The following is a 14,117-nucleotide window of genomic DNA, read 5'->3' as shown; positions in this document are numbered from 1 at the left end:
TCGAGTCAACAAAGCCCCCGTGCAGAGCTGCTGCGCTGTTTCGCGCATGGCTGCAATTGCGGGTGCCGAAGTCACCAAGTCTTAAGCCGCACTGATGCACAACCTCAGAATGCGCGGCCGGCGCCATTCTCCGGATCGGCGCGAGGGCTGCACGTGCAATTTTCGGGACGCCTGCTGAAATGGACGGCCGCTATCGCCGCGATCTTCGCGGTCGCGGGTGTCGTGGCCTATGGCGAGCTGGTGCAGGACTGGCGCGTTCCCCGATCGACCCAGACGATCCGATCCGCATCGACCGTGGTCCGGAGCTTCCTCATGGCGGATTTCAACCAGCTCACGGCCGATATGGAGAAGAAGTATGGAGCCCGCGTCTCGACGGTCTTCCAGCTCGATGCGCGCTATGCCGAAGTCAAGCTCGACGGCAAGCTGGTCGAGACTCATCCGGAGCTCGTGAGACTCGGTTACGTCTACGGAATGTTCGTCGTCGGCCCTGAGGGTGGCGATCTGGCGCGCTTTCCGTTCAAGCTGGATCCGGATCAACCTATCGACTTGCAGAACCGGTCGTTGATGACGGAGCTGAGGGAGCATTTCAAGAAGGCGCCTCAAAACTGGCTTGCGTTTGGCGACGGCGACTGGACGACGGACCGCTGCGCCTCATTGCCGGAGGGGCTCGGCCTCGGGACCCTCGGCGGATTGCTACAGCTTCAGCGCGGTAGCTCCTGTGTCGTGAGCTGGAAAGGATCGCGGCCGGCATCGATGCTGGTCATCGTCGGACGCGGCAACGGCGACGGCTGGATGCGGCCCTTTGCGCCAAGGCTGTGCCGAAACGTCACCATGGCCGAACTGGAGCGCCGCAAGACCGAGGGTGAGGCCGTTCCCGATTATGCCGCCTGCATACTGTCGCATCAGCGCGTCTATACAAGCGGCCGGGCCTCGGTAGCAGCCATGGCCTTCACCGTGAACGACGGCAGCCACCTTGAGCGTGCGACAGATTTCTGATCGGGCGGCTCGCGGCCGCAGTCAGTCCCTCAGCGCAGATAGAGGTCGTAGGCGGTGAGATCGGCGATCGCTCGCCTCAGACGCGGCCATCAAAGCATAGCGGCCGGCTGCCGCGATAGGTCGTTTTCAAGCGAAGTGGATATCGCGGCGCGCGGAAAAGTGGAAAGACCGGATGCCAGTTGGCATCCGGTCCTTCCTGTCGCTGCTTCAGGGAAAAGGGGGGGAGAATTACGTCAGCGCGTCGAGACGCCGACCGTGTCGGAGGAAACCACCGCGGCCTGCTCCACGACCCGATGATGCGACGACAACACCATGATCTGGGCCGGAGAGGCCGGCATCCCGCCCGCGCTGAGCGAGGCGATTGTGGACTGCTCCTGCACGTTGGCGGCGCCGATCACCGCGACCTGATGAGTCGAGATCGGCATGCCCGCGACCTCATAGCTCGGGAGCTCCGCGGCCGAGGCTGCCGCTGCGCTCAATGCGACCAAGGCGATACCCGTGATAAAAGAAAGACGCTTCATCTCAATCTCCGTTCGAATCTTGACTACGCACCATTGCTGGTCGCGAGCGCTATCGGACTTGGGTCGCGCCCACATTCAAAATCGTTCATCCGGTTCGAGATTATTCTGTTTCAGGAGCGTTTCGTCGCGATACTAAATGGTTTCTTGCGAACCATGTGTGGCCGCAGGCGTACGTCGCGGTGCGGAACGACGACGATCCGGACTCGTTTCCCGCCGTCAACGAAGAAATGTGGCGAGATGGCGGATGACCGGATTTGGCCTGCGCGATAAAATCCCCTGTCGAAGGTTCCCCGCCGCACCTTGATGAATCGGCCGAGGTTGGTCCATAAGCGGCATCCCCGTAGCCGGTGTTCGGTTGCGTCGCGTGCTTGGACAGAGGGATTCTCGCGTGGCAAACATCAATCAAAAGATTGCGCAAGAGCTTGGTGTACGGGAGGAGCAGGTCCAGGCCGCGGTGACGCTGCTCGACGAAGGCTCGACCGTTCCCTTCATCGCCCGCTATCGCAAGGAGGTCACCGGCGCGCTCGACGACGCGCAATTGCGCACTCTGGAAGAGCGCCTGGCTTACTTGCGCGAGCTCGAAGACCGCCGCAAGGCCATCCTCGAATCGATTCGCGAGCAGGGTAAGCTCGATGCCGCGCTTGAAGCCTCCATCATGGCCGCCGACAGCAAGGCGCGCCTGGAGGACATCTACCTGCCGTTCAAGCCGAAGCGGCGTACCAAGGCGGAGATCGCCAGGGAAGCCGGCCTCGAGCCGCTCGCCGACCAGTTGCTGGCCAAGCCCGACACCGATCCGAAGGTATTTGCGGAAACCTTCGTCGACGCCGAGAAGGGTGTCGCAGACGCCGCAGCCGCGCTCGATGGTGCCCGCGCGATCCTGGTCGAACGGTTCGACGAGGATGCCGACCTGATCGGCGCCTTGCGCGAGGACGTGTGGACCAATGCGCGCATGGCCTCGACCGTGCGCAAGGGCAAGAACACCGAGGGCGAAAAGTTCGCCGACTATTTTGAGTTCTCGGAGCCGCTGACGAAATTGCCGTCGCATAGAATCTTGGCGATGTTCCGCGGCGAGAAGGAGGAGATCCTCGATCTCCAGATTCAGGCCGAGCCGGAAGCGCCGCCCGCCGGCGTACCGGGCGCGTACGAGCTGAAGATCATGAAGCGCTTTGGCATCACCGATCTCAAGCGCGCCGCCGATCGCTGGCTGATCGACACCGTGCGCTGGGCCTGGCGCACCAAAATCCAGGTGCATCTCAACATCGATTTGCGCATGCGTCTCTGGAATGCGGCCGAGACCGAAGCGGTGCGCGTCTTCGCTTCGAACTTGCGCGACCTCCTGCTCGCGGCGCCCGCCGGCGCCCGCGTCACCATGGGCCTCGATCCCGGCTATCGCACCGGCGTCAAGGTCGCCGTGATCGATGCGACCGGCAAGGTGGTCGATACCACCGCGATCTACCCGCACGAGCCCCAGCGGCAGTGGAATGAGTCGCTCGCAACGCTTGGCAAGCTCGCGATCAAGCATCGCGTCGACCTGATCGCGATCGGCAACGGCACCGCCTCGCGCGAGACCGACAAGCTCGCAACCGAGCTCGTCAAGCGCCTGCCCGAATTGAAGATGAACAAGATCGTGGTGTCCGAAGCCGGCGCTTCCGTTTATTCGGCCTCGGCCTTCGCCTCGGAGGAACTGCCCGGGCTCGACGTCACGCTGCGCGGTGCGGTCTCGATCGCGCGGCGCTTGCAGGATCCGCTTGCCGAGCTGGTCAAGATCGAGCCCAAGGCGATTGGCGTCGGCCAGTACCAGCACGACCTCGGTCAGGCAAAACTCGCAAAATCGCTCGATGCCGTGGTCGAGGATTGCGTGAACGCGGTCGGCGTCGACGTCAACACGGCCTCGGCGCCGCTGTTGGCGCGGGTATCGGGCGTCGGCGCGGGCCTCGCGCAGAGCATCGTGCAGCATCGCGACGCCAACGGCCCCTTCAAGTCGCGGAAAGCGCTGAAGGACGTGCCGCGGCTCGGACCGAAGGCGTTCGAGCAGTGTGCGGGCTTTTTGCGCATCCTCGGCGGCGAGGACCCGCTCGACGCCTCCGGTGTGCATCCGGAAGCCTATCCGGTGGTGCGCAGGATTCTGAGCGCCACCAAGAGCGACATCAAGGCGCTGGTCGGCAGCAGCGAGATCGTGCGTACCCTCAAGCCGAAGGATTTTGTCGACGAGACCTTTGGTTTGCCGACCGTCACTGACATCCTGCGCGAGCTGGAAAAGCCCGGCCGCGACCCGCGCCCGGCCTTCAAGGCGGCGGTGTTCAAGGAAGGCGTCGAGGAGATCAAGGATCTGCAGAAGGGCATGATCCTGGAGGGCACGGTGACCAACGTCGCCGCCTTTGGCGCCTTCGTCGATATCGGCGTGCACCAGGATGGCCTCGTGCACATCTCGGCGATGTCAAAGACCTTCATCAAGGATCCGCGCGAGGTGGTGAAGCCCGGCGACATCGTCAAGGTGAAGGTGCTGGACTTCGAGGTCGCCCGCAAGCGCATCTCGCTGACCTTGCGGCTCGACGACGAGGTCGGTGCCAAGAAGGACGCGCCGGGCATGGCGCGCGACAATACGCGCAGCCCAAGCAAGATGACGTCATCGGCCCTGCGCAAGCCGCAGGAATCCTCCGGTGGCGGCGCGCTGGCCGAGGCATTGCGCCGCGCAGCGGAAAAGAGCGGCGGCAAGCGGGTGTGACAAGCCTTCCAAACTAACTCCGGCGTCAGAATCTGGCGCATTTGTAAGTTGAAGGCGGGCACGCCGTCTCATCTTCTAATCCTCCTCGCGGCGCGCCAGGTCGCCGCAAGACAGGAGGGTTTTTCGATGAGCAACAGGCTTCTCACGGGCCTCGTCGCGGCGACGATCGCCGCGACCGTGGCCGTCGTTTCGCCGGTGCTGGCGCGAGGTCCCGGTGGAGGCTTTGGCGGCGGCGGCCATGGCGGCTTCAGTGGCGGGCATTTTGGTGGTGGCGGCATGCACGTCGGTGGCATGGGCGGTGGCATGCGGGTTGGCGGCATGGGCGGAGCTCATTTCAGCGGCGCCCGCTTCGGCGGCGCGCCGATGGCGCGTGCGGCTTTTGCTCCGCGTTTCGCAGGTGCGCCAATGGCCGCCCGCGCGGCCATCGGGGCACGCTTTGCCGGTGCGCCGTTAGCGACCCGCGCAGCCTTCGGGCCGCGCTTTGCCGGCACGGCCTGGCACGGCAGGCCCTTCGTCGGACGCCACGCCTTCTTCTTCCGGCATCATCGCTTCCACCGGTTCGCCTTCGTCGGCGCGCCCTTCGTCTACGCCAACTATTACGACGACGGCTGCTGGCGCAGGACCTGGACGCCCTATGGCTGGCAATGGGTCAATGTGTGCGGGGACGACTGGTATTAGTATCGGCGGACCGCACCATTGTCGCGATCGTCGCCGGGCAGTTCCGCCCTGCCCCGGAACGGGATAGTCTGGCGGCGATCGTCGCGCGGAGCATGTCATGACGGGAGGTCACCGCCGCATCCTGGTCGTCGAGGACGATCTGGAGACCGCAGGCCAGCTCGTGGAGGAGTTGACGACCTCAGGCTATGAGGTCGATCTCGCCGCAACGGGCCGCGAGGCGCTGAGCCACGGCACCGCCCGCGACTACGCCGTCATCACCATCGACCGCATGCTGCCCGACATCGACGGCATCACCGTGATGCGCCAGTTGCGCGACGATGGCGTCAGCACGCCCTTCCTGATCATCTCAGCGCTCGGCGAGGTCGACGATCGCGTCCGCGGCTTGCGCGCCGGCGGCGACGATTATCTGGTCAAGCCGTATTCCTTCGTCGAGCTGCTGGCGCGGCTGGAGGCGCTCGGCCGCCGCAGCGAGACCATCGCCAAGGAAACCATCTTGCGCGTCGGCGACCTCGCCATCGACCTGATCGCGCGCACCGCGAGCCGGCGCGGCCGCAAGATTCCGCTTCTGCCGCGCGAATTCCAGCTGCTCGAATATCTCGTGCGCAACGAGGGCCGCGTCGTCTCCCGTGCGATGCTGCTTCAGCACGTCTGGGACCTGCATTTTGATCCCTCGACCAACATCATCGACGTCTATGTCGGCCGCGTCCGCCGCAAGGTCGACGATGCCCAGGCCTATCCGCTGATCCATACCATCCGCGGCATCGGATATTGTCTCCGTGCTCCTGGCTAAGACGCTCAAATCCTCGACATTCAAGCTGGCGCTGGTCGCGATCGCGACGTTCGGCCTGATCGTCTCCGCGATCATAGCCTATGTCTATTTCGCGACGCTTGCCTATGTGCGCAGCCGCCTCGGCGATGTCGGCGACCACGACAGCTTTGCGGCCACGATCGAGCTGGCGCTGATCGCGTTCGCCGTGCTGCTCCTGGTGCTGGCGGGTGTCGCCGCCGTGCTGGTGACGCGGCGGACGGTCGGGCGGATCGAGCAGATCAACGCCACCAGCCGCGCCATCATGCTGTCGGGGCTCGATCAGCGCATTCCACTGCGCGGCAGCCATGACGAATGGGACAGCGTCGCAGAAAATCTCAACCAGATGCTCGACCGCATCGAGACGCTGATGGGGGAGGTGAAGCAGGTCAGCGACAACGTCGCGCACGATTTGCGCACGCCGCTGACGCGGATGCGTGGGCGGTTGGAGAAGGCCTATCACGCGCCCCGCAACAGCGAGACCGATGCGGCGCTGATCGGCGACACCATCGCCGATCTCGACGCGGTGCTCGGCATGTTCACCTCGATCACGCGGATCTCGGAGATCGAGACCCGCGCCCGCAAGGGAGGGTTTCGCGACCTGAATCTGGCCGAGATCGCCAGCGAAGTGGTCGAGCTCTACGATGCCGCGGCGGAGCAGGACGGCACCCGTCTCACCCTCGCGGGCGAGAAGAACGTGCCGGTGACCGGAGACCGCGACCTGCTGTTCGACGCGATTGCCAATCTCGTCGATAACGCAATCAAGCATGGCCGTACGAGCGGTCGCGTCATTGTGACCTGCAAGGCGGGCGAGGGCGGCGCCGTGATCGCGGTGGCCGACGATGGCCCCGGCATTCCCGCCGACCAGCGCGACCACGTGTTCAAGCGCTTCTATCGGCTCGAGCAGAGCCGCTACACGCCCGGCAATGGTCTTGGCCTCAGCCTCGTCGCGGCGATCGCGCGCCTCCATGGCGCCGAGATCGAGCTCTCCGACAACGTGCCGGGGCTGGAATTCAAGCTCACATTCCCGAGCACCAAGGGCTAGCCCTACAGATTGATCACGCCGCGACGGGCCGCATGCGCGACCGCATCGGTGCGGCCGGTGGCATCGAGCTTGTCGAGCAGCGAGCCGACGTGGAATTTCACGGTGTGCACGGAAATTCGGAGCTGGCGCGCGATCATCTTGTTCGAGGCACCCTCGGCCATCAGGCCGAGCACGTCGAGCTCGCGCGGCGTCAGGGCGATATCGGCTGATGGCGCCGCACGCCGGTCGCGCGAGACGATTGTCAGCGCGGCCTCGTCTGGTGCGGCAAGACGCAGGCCGGCGACGCCGTCGAGCAGCGCCGCCAGCCGGTCAGCCAGCACGGGATCGTCGATATCGAGCGCGATCGCGATGTCGGGCGTATCGTCTTCGCTCACGCCTCGGGCCTTTCGGCGATCGTGACCTTGAAGCTGACGGGTTCACCGCCGCGGCGCGCCGCGATGTCGACGGTCGAGCCGACGCTCTGCGGCCCCAGCGTCCGCGCCAGCGCGCGCACGCCGGAGAGCTTTTCGGCGTTGACGGCCACGATCACGTCTCCCTGCCTGATCCCGGCCGCAGCCGAAGGCCCGGCGTTGTCGACGTTCATCACCATCGCGCCGACCCCGTCATCGAGCCGCACCGGCTGCAGGCCAAGCCCGAGATAACCGCGCGCGATGCGGCCGCGCGCCTCGAGCTGCACTGCGACACGCGCGATGGTCGCCGTGGGGATGACGAGCACGCGGCGCGGCCCCAGCACGGCCATGCCGAACGGCTGCCCCGATGTGTCGAGCGCGAGCCCGCCCTGCTGGCTGTGGCGCAGGCGCACATCGAGCTCGACCCGGGCGTCGATCTCGCCGCCGCGCAGGCTCCGCCACGGCGCGCCCGCCAGCGAGACCATGCCGAGCGCGGCCGTCGCGGCGCCGCGGTCGGCGGCAACGACGACGGCGAGCGAGCCCAGCGCCGGCACGGTGGATGACAGCGCGATCGGGGTGATGTCGGTCTCGACCCGCAGCAGCGCGATATCGGTGGTGTGGTCGCGACCGGCAATTTTGGCTGGCTTCGTGCTGCCGTCCGGCAGCTTGACCTCGACGTCGCCGTCATCGGCCAGCGCCTCATCGGCAGTGACGATCAAGCCGGGCTTCCAGACGAAGCCGGAGGCTCGCAGGCGGTGGGAATGCACGGAGACGAGGGACGGCGCGGCGCGCGCGACGACGTCCGCTAGGGCTGATGAGAGCGAGGTGAGGGGGGTGAGGTCGGTCATGGCAAGGCTCCTGTTGCCCTCAATCTGGGATGTCGGGCGGTCCGCGAAAACTGGCCGGATGGGCAGGACTGCGCTTTGCGGTGCCCGGATAGGCCGATCCGACGAACATGTGATTGGGAGCCGGTCACGGGAAAGTGTAGCAATCGGCCGGGTTGGTGCTCCCCGGGGGCGCAGGTTTGCGCTCCCCCGGGGCGCGCAAGACATTTCAGCGAGCCTCACGACGATGACCATCGACCTCACCCGCCGCACCCTTCTTCAACTCGCCGGCGCGACCTCGCTCGCCGCGGCTGCAGCAGGCGCGGCGCGGGCGGAGGGCAATACGCAAGGCGGTGGTCAAGGCAGCGGGCCGACCTATGCCAGCCGCACGCCGATGCGGGTCGGCATGGTGACATTGCGGGTCAAGCAGATCGATGTCGTCGCGGACTATTATCGCGACATGCTCGGCTTGACGGTGATGGAGCGCTCCACAGCCTCAGCGCAACTCGGCGCCGGCGGCGTCAAGCTGCTGGTACTGGAGGCGCGCCCCGAGGCGGTGATCGAGCCGCGCAGCGCGGCCGGCCTCTACCACACGGCCTTCTTGATGCCGACGCGAAAGGATCTCGCGCGCTGGCTGGTGCATGCCGCGAGCCACCGCGTGCCGCTGTCGGGCTTTGCCGACCATCTCGTCTCTGAATCCGTCTATCTCGACGATCCCGAAGGCAACGGCATCGAGGTCTATGCCGATCGCGATCCATCGCAATGGCAGTGGAGCGAGGGTTCTGTGAAGATGGCGACCGACGAGCTCAACATCCCGGACCTGTTGTCGCTCACCAACACGCGCGTCAGCGACTACGCCAAGGCGCCGGATAGCCTGCGCGTCGGCCATATGCATCTGCGCGTCGGCGATCTCGCGCAGGCGGAGAATTTTTATCACGGCACGGTCGGCCTCGATCCGACCCGCCGCCGCAACGGCGCGGCGTTCCTGTCGTCAGGCCGCTATCATCATCACCTCGGCATGAACGTCTGGCAGAGCCAGGGCGCCGGCCGCCGCGACGACAGCATGACGGGCCTCGCATGGTTTTCGCTGGTGACTGAGAAGCAGGAGTTGCTCGCCGCCCAGGAAGCGCGCCTGCGCAAGGCGGGCGCGAAGGTCGAGGCGCTCGCGAACGGCGTCGAGGCCGTCGATCCCTGGGGCACGCGGGTGCGGCTGATCAAGGTTTGATCAAGGCTGCGCGCGTTGCTAAGACCCGGAGAGCGCAACCCAGCTTTCCGGGATCCACCCCCGACATGTCCGAATTTCACGGCGTCTTTCCCTATCTCGTCTCGCCCGTCGATGCCGACGGCACTGTGCGCACAAAAGTCCTAGGCAAACTCTGCGACGATTTGATCGGTGCTGGGGTCCATGGACTGACGCCGCTCGGCTCGACCGGCGAATTCGCCTATCTCAATGCCGCGCAGCGCACGGCGGTGGTACGGACCACGATCGAGGCTGCGAAGGGTCGCGTGCCGGTGGTGGCCGGCGTGGCGTCGACTTCGACGGCGGACGCGGTGGCGCAGGCGAGGGCCTACCAGGAACTCGGTGCCAACGGCATTTTGGCGATCATGGAAGCCTACTTCCCGATTGCCGATGCGCAGATCGAATCCTATTTCCGCAGCATTGCTGATGCCGTCGACATTCCCGTCGTCATCTACACCAATCCGCAATTCCAGCGCTCCGATCTGACGCTCGACGTGATCGCGCGCCTCGCCGAACATCCGCGCATCGGCTACATCAAGGACGCCTCGACCAACACCGGCCGGCTGCTCTCGATCATGAACCGCTGCGGAGATGGCATCCGCGTGTTCTCGGCCTCCGCCCACATTCCCGCCGCCGTCATGCTGATCGGTGGCCTCGGCTGGATGGCCGGGCCCGCCTGCATCATCCCGCGCCAGAGCGTCGAGCTCTACAACCTCTGCAGGGCCGGCCGCTGGGATACAGCCATGACGCTGCAGCGGAAGCTGTGGCGCATCAACGAAGCCTTCGCCCGCTTCAACCTCGCTGCCTGCATCAAGGCGGGCCTTGCAATCCAGGGCTACGACGTTGGCGATCCCGTCCCGCCGCAGGCCGCGCTGACGGAGGAGCAACGCAAGGTGGTGGAAGCGGCGCTGCGGGAGGTGAGTTAGTCGTCATTCCGGGGCGATGCGCAGCATCGAACCCGGAATCTCGAGATTCCGGGTATGGTCCTTCGGACCATCCCGGAATGATGGAGGGTGAAAATGTGGGTCCAGCCCGCCCAAAACCGCGGCTGGCCTGCCCGGCGTCGATCCGCTAAAAGGCGGCCCGCACTTCACTTTGAGGACCTATTGGAATGAACATTCTTCCCGGCAATATGCGTTTCGGAGCGGGGCAGCCCGTCAAGCGTTTGGAAGACCAGAGGCTGCTCACCGGGAAGGGACAGTTCATCGACGACAAGCCGGAAGACGGCGCGCTGTGGCTGCACGTGCTGCGCTCGCCCCATGCGCACGCAAAGATCCTGTCGATCGACACCAGCGCGGCCAGCGCGCTTGCTGGCGTGACCGCGATCTACACCGGCGCCGACCTCGTCAAGGACAATATCGGCGAGATTCCGACGCTCAACATCTTCAAGCGTCCCGACGGCAAGCCGATGACGGTGCCGCCGCGGCGGCTGCTCGCCCATGAGATCGTGCGCTACGCCGGCGAGTCGGTCGCGGCCGTGGTCGCGACGTCGCGCGTAGAGGCGCAGAGCGCGGCCGAGGCGATCGTGGTCGAGTACGAGGTGCTGCCCGCCGTCGTCGATCCCGTCGAAGCCGTAAAACCCGGCGCGCCCGTGGTGTGGGGCGAGGCGCCCGACAACATCGTCGGCGCGATGAGCTATGGCGATGCCGCCAAGGTCGATGACGCCTTCGCCAGGGCCGCGCATACGGTTGAGCTCGACATCGTCAGCCAGCGGCTGGTGCCGTCAGCGATGGAGCCGCGCTCGACGATTGCCGAGATCGAGAAGAAGACCGGCCGCCTGCTGCTGCACGTGCAGTCGCAGACGCCGGCCTCGACCCGCGACGTGCTCGCGGGCGCCGTGCTGAAGCGGCCCCTGGACAGCGTGCGTGTGCTCGTCGGCGACATCGGCGGCGGCTTTGGCCAGAAGACCAACCTCTATCCGGAGGACGGCATCGTCGCCTATGCCGCGACCAAGCTGAACAAGAAAATCCGCTGGCGCGGCGATCGCACCGACGAATTCGTCGGCGGCACGCATGGCCGCGATCTGACCTCGACCGCGTCGTTCGCCCTCGACGAGAAGGGCAAGGTGCTGGCCTATCGCGTCAAGTCGATCGGCTGCACCGGCGCCTATTCGTCGGGTGCCGCCAACATCATCCCGCTGGTGCTCGGTCCCTTCGTGCAGACCGGTGTCTACGATTTGCCGCTGGTGCATTTCGAGGTGAAGACGGTGATGACCCACACCGCTCCCGTCGGCGCCTATCGCGGCGCGGGCCGGCCCGAGGCCGTGTTCATCGTCGAGCGCCTGTTTGACGCTGCCGCGCGAAAGATCGGCATGGATCCGCGCGCGATCCGCAAAGCGAACTACATCAAGCCGGCGCAACTGCCCTACAGGAATGCGGCCGGCCAGGTCTACGATTCCGGCGCCTTCGCGCACCTGCTCGACCGCGCCACAAAACTCGCCGATTGGGACGGCTTTGCCGCGCGCAAGCGCGCCGCGAAGAAGAAGGGCCTGCTCTACGGCCGCGGCCTGACCTCCTACATCGAATGGACCGGCGGTAACGTCCACAACGAGAAAGTCAGCCTGCACGCGACTGCGCAAGGTCGTGTCATCCTGCATTCCGGCACCATGGCGATGGGGCAGGGCCTGCAGACCACCTACACCCAGATGATCTCAGACACGCTCGGCATCCCCATGGACAAGATCGAAATCGTGCAGGGCGACACCGATCTCGCTACCGGTTTTGGCAGCGTCGGCTCGCGCTCGCTGTTCGTCGGCGGCACCGCGGTCGCGGTGTCCAGCAACGATTTGATTCAGAAGGCGCGGGAGAAGGCGTCGAACATCCTGGAGACCTCGGTCGAGGATATCGAATACCGCGACGGCGTCCTCGCCGTGGTCGGCACCGACCGCCGCATCAGCCTGTTCGAGCTCGCGGAGAAGGAGAGCGATGCAAAGCTCAGCGTCGATTCGGAAGGAAAGGCCGACGGTCCGAGCTGGCCGAACGGCACCCATATTTGCGAGGTCGAGATCGACCCCGAAACCGGTGTCTCCCGCGTCGTGCGCTACACCACCGTCGACGATGTCGGTGTTGCCGTGAACCCGATGCTGGTGACCGGCCAGATCCATGGCGGCGTCGCGCAGGGCATCGGCCAGGCACTCTACGAAGGCGTCGCCTACGATGCCGAAGGCCAGCTCCTCACGGCGAGCTATCAGGACTACTGCATCCCCCGCGCCGACGACGTTCCCGCGATTGTGGTCACGCTCGACGACTCCGCGCCCTGCCGCACCAATCCGCTCGGAGCCAAAGGCTGCGGCGAATCCGGCGCCATCGGCGGCCCGCCCTGCGTCACCAACGGCGTGATGGATGCGCTCAGCGAACTCGGCATCACCCAGCTCAACACGCCGCTGACGCCGCAAAAGATCTGGCAGGCGATCAGGGAAGCGAAGGCGGGTTAGGTCTCCCCCGCCACATACCCACCTGTCGTCCCGGACAAGCGCGCCCCAAGCGCGCGCCGATCCGGGACCCCCGCGCGAGCGCTTGCGCTCGTCGCGATAACCACAGGAAGCGGTTGTGGAGCGAAGCTGACAACTCCGAGCCCCCGTAACCACATCCGCCTGTGGTTATGGGTCCCGGATCAGCGCTCACTCTGGACGACGCTACGCGTCGCCAAGAGTTCGCTTGTCCGGGACGACGGCGGAGTGCGGTGCGCCACACGCCCCTCAAATCCCCAGCATCATCTTCGCGATGATGTCGCGCTGGATTTCCGACGTGCCGCCAAAGATCGTGTAGGCGCGGCCGTTGAGATATTCCGGGATGACCGTGAGCATGTCCTCCGGAATCGCCGACTCGTGGTTGAGCTTGTAGAGCGGGCGCATCGGCTCGACGGCGAGGGCGTCGTGGCCGATGACGTCGGCGCCTAGCCGCGTCACCGCCTGGCGGATTTCGCTGTTGCGCAGCTTGAGGATCGACGAGACCGCGCCGGGATTTTGCCCGGTCTGCAGCGCCGAAAGAACGCGCAATTCGGTCATCTCCAGCGCGTCAATGTCGATCTCCACCTCGGAGATGCGGGTGCAGATGTCAGCGTCATCGATCGCGCGTCCCGTCAGGTCGGACTCCGCAAGCTCCGCGATCGCTCGCAAACCTTCGCGCAGCTTGGCCGATGCAATGCCCGAGCCGCGCTCGAACTCGAGCAGATATTTGCCGTAGGTCCAGCCCTTGCCTTCGTCGCCGACGCGGTTGGCGATGGGCACGCGCACGTCGTCGAAAAACACCTGGTTGACCTCGTGGTCGCCGCCGATGGTGAGGATCGGGCGCGTCGTGATGCCCGGGGTCTTCATGTCGATCAGGATGAAGCTGATGCCGTCCTGCTGCCGCGGGCCATCGCTGGTACGCACCAGCGCGAACATGCGGTTGGCATGGTGCGCATGCGTGGTCCAGATCTTCGTGCCGTTGATGATGTAGTCGTCGCCCTCGCGCACCGCGCGCGTCTTGAGCGAGGAGAGATCGGAGCCAGAGCCCGGCTCGGAATAGCCCTGGCACCAATAGTCCTCGCCGGAAAGAATCCGCGGCAGGTAAAAATTCTTCTGCTCCGGCGAGCCGAAGCCGATGATGACGGGGCCGACCATCTTCACGCCCATCACGTTGACATTCGGCACGCCGGCGCGCGCGCATTCGGTCTCAAAAATCCAGCGCTGCGCCGGCGTCCAGTCCGGCCCGCCATGCTCGACCGGCCAGCCCGGCGCGCCCCAGCCGCGGCCGTGCAGCGTGCGCTGCCAGGCCATGCCGATGTCGGGGTCGGAAAACACCGACGGCGTCAGCGCAGTGGCGCGCTTCATCTCGTCGGTGAGATTCTTGGCGATGAAGTCGTTGACCTCGGCCTGGAAGGCGCGCTCCTCGGCATTGAAGGACAGATCCAT

Annotated in this window: 12 protein-coding genes; 8 read left to right on the top strand and 4 right to left on the bottom strand. The window is 65.7% G+C overall.

The window, feature by feature from the left end:
* Window positions 1-153: 153 nt before the first annotated feature.
* Entirely contained in the window at window positions 154-996 is an 843-nt protein-coding gene (locus tag KUF59_RS38585; protein WP_212461933.1) for a hypothetical protein, read from the top strand.
* A gap of 233 nt (window positions 997-1,229) precedes the next feature.
* On the opposite strand, the gene KUF59_RS38580 is transcribed toward KUF59_RS38585, so the two are convergent.
* Window positions 1,230-1,517 (bottom strand): hypothetical protein, encoded by a 288-nt coding sequence (locus KUF59_RS38580; protein ID WP_212461934.1) that lies wholly within the window; start codon window positions 1,515-1,517, stop codon window positions 1,230-1,232.
* A gap of 388 nt (window positions 1,518-1,905) precedes the next feature.
* Between KUF59_RS38580 and KUF59_RS38575 the strand changes: the two genes are divergently transcribed.
* The 4 genes from KUF59_RS38575 to KUF59_RS38560 all read left to right on the top strand — a co-directional run bounded on the left by KUF59_RS38575 (window position 1,906) and on the right by KUF59_RS38560 (window position 6,770).
* Window positions 1,906-4,242, top strand: a complete 2,337-nt coding sequence (locus tag KUF59_RS38575) for a Tex family protein (protein ID WP_212461935.1) — start codon at window positions 1,906-1,908, stop codon at window positions 4,240-4,242.
* 126 nt (window positions 4,243-4,368) lie between these two features.
* Window positions 4,369-4,920 (top strand): hypothetical protein, encoded by a 552-nt coding sequence (locus KUF59_RS38570; protein ID WP_212461936.1) that lies wholly within the window; start codon window positions 4,369-4,371, stop codon window positions 4,918-4,920.
* Between the two features lie 97 nt (window positions 4,921-5,017).
* A complete protein-coding gene (locus KUF59_RS38565; protein ID WP_212461937.1) occupies window positions 5,018-5,710 on the top strand; it encodes a response regulator transcription factor in 693 nt (230 codons plus the stop codon).
* The gene (locus KUF59_RS38560; protein ID WP_212461938.1) at window positions 5,697-6,770 is read left to right on the top strand and encodes a sensor histidine kinase; all 1,074 of its coding nucleotides are present in this window, start codon (window positions 5,697-5,699) and stop codon (window positions 6,768-6,770) included. The genes KUF59_RS38565 and KUF59_RS38560 overlap by 14 nt, the downstream gene beginning before the upstream one ends.
* A gap of 2 nt (window positions 6,771-6,772) precedes the next feature.
* On the opposite strand, the gene KUF59_RS38555 is transcribed toward KUF59_RS38560, so the two are convergent.
* Window positions 6,773-7,144, bottom strand: coding sequence for a response regulator transcription factor (locus tag KUF59_RS38555; RefSeq protein WP_212461939.1), 372 nt, complete (start codon window positions 7,142-7,144; stop codon window positions 6,773-6,775).
* Window positions 7,141-8,007: a S1C family serine protease gene (locus KUF59_RS38550; RefSeq protein WP_212461940.1), complete on the bottom strand. Its 867-nt coding sequence runs from the start codon at window positions 8,005-8,007 to the stop codon at window positions 7,141-7,143. Before KUF59_RS38550 ends, KUF59_RS38555 begins: the two co-directional genes overlap by 4 nt.
* Before the next feature lie 223 nt (window positions 8,008-8,230).
* Here KUF59_RS38550 and KUF59_RS38545 point away from each other — a divergent pair, with 223 nt between their 5' ends.
* The 3 genes from KUF59_RS38545 (at window position 8,231) to KUF59_RS38535 (ending at window position 12,656) form a co-directional block, all read left to right on the top strand.
* Window positions 8,231-9,208, top strand: a complete 978-nt coding sequence (locus KUF59_RS38545; protein WP_258767914.1) for a VOC family protein — start codon at window positions 8,231-8,233, stop codon at window positions 9,206-9,208.
* A gap of 65 nt (window positions 9,209-9,273) precedes the next feature.
* Window positions 9,274-10,149, top strand: a complete 876-nt coding sequence (locus KUF59_RS38540; RefSeq protein WP_212461942.1) for a dihydrodipicolinate synthase family protein — start codon at window positions 9,274-9,276, stop codon at window positions 10,147-10,149.
* A gap of 185 nt (window positions 10,150-10,334) precedes the next feature.
* Window positions 10,335-12,656, top strand: coding sequence for a xanthine dehydrogenase family protein molybdopterin-binding subunit (locus tag KUF59_RS38535; RefSeq protein WP_212461943.1), 2,322 nt, complete (start codon window positions 10,335-10,337; stop codon window positions 12,654-12,656).
* A 264-nt stretch (window positions 12,657-12,920) separates the two neighbouring features.
* On the opposite strand, the gene KUF59_RS38530 is transcribed toward KUF59_RS38535, so the two are convergent.
* Window positions 12,921-14,117, bottom strand: a complete 1,197-nt coding sequence (locus KUF59_RS38530; protein ID WP_212461944.1) for an acyl-CoA dehydrogenase family protein — start codon at window positions 14,115-14,117, stop codon at window positions 12,921-12,923.

Origin of the sequence: Bradyrhizobium arachidis (assembly GCF_024758505.1) — a bacterium.
In the GTDB taxonomy this organism is placed as follows: Bacteria; Pseudomonadota; Alphaproteobacteria; order Rhizobiales; family Xanthobacteraceae; genus Bradyrhizobium; species Bradyrhizobium manausense_C.
This window is presented reverse-complemented; position numbering and strand designations above follow the sequence as displayed.

What these genes read in the sequence shown, in the direction of transcription:
- KUF59_RS38565 (WP_212461937.1), top strand. Translation starts at nt 5,018, where the DNA reads ATGACGGGAGGTCACCGCCGCATCCTGGTCGTCGAGGACGATCTGGAG.
- KUF59_RS38570 (WP_212461936.1), top strand. Translation starts at nt 4,369, where the DNA reads ATGAGCAACAGGCTTCTCACGGGCCTCGTCGCGGCGACGATCGCCGCG.
- KUF59_RS38545 (WP_258767914.1), top strand. Translation starts at nt 8,231, where the DNA reads ATGACCATCGACCTCACCCGCCGCACCCTTCTTCAACTCGCCGGCGCG.
- KUF59_RS38580 (WP_212461934.1), bottom strand. Translation starts at nt 1,517, where the DNA reads ATGAAGCGTCTTTCTTTTATCACGGGTATCGCCTTGGTCGCATTGAGC.
- KUF59_RS38540 (WP_212461942.1), top strand. Translation starts at nt 9,274, where the DNA reads ATGTCCGAATTTCACGGCGTCTTTCCCTATCTCGTCTCGCCCGTCGAT.
- KUF59_RS38530 (WP_212461944.1), bottom strand. Translation starts at nt 14,117, where the DNA reads ATGGATCTGTCCTTCAATGCCGAGGAGCGCGCCTTCCAGGCCGAGGTC.
- KUF59_RS38550 (WP_212461940.1), bottom strand. Translation starts at nt 8,007, where the DNA reads ATGACCGACCTCACCCCCCTCACCTCGCTCTCATCAGCCCTAGCGGAC.
- KUF59_RS38535 (WP_212461943.1), top strand. Translation starts at nt 10,335, where the DNA reads ATGAACATTCTTCCCGGCAATATGCGTTTCGGAGCGGGGCAGCCCGTC.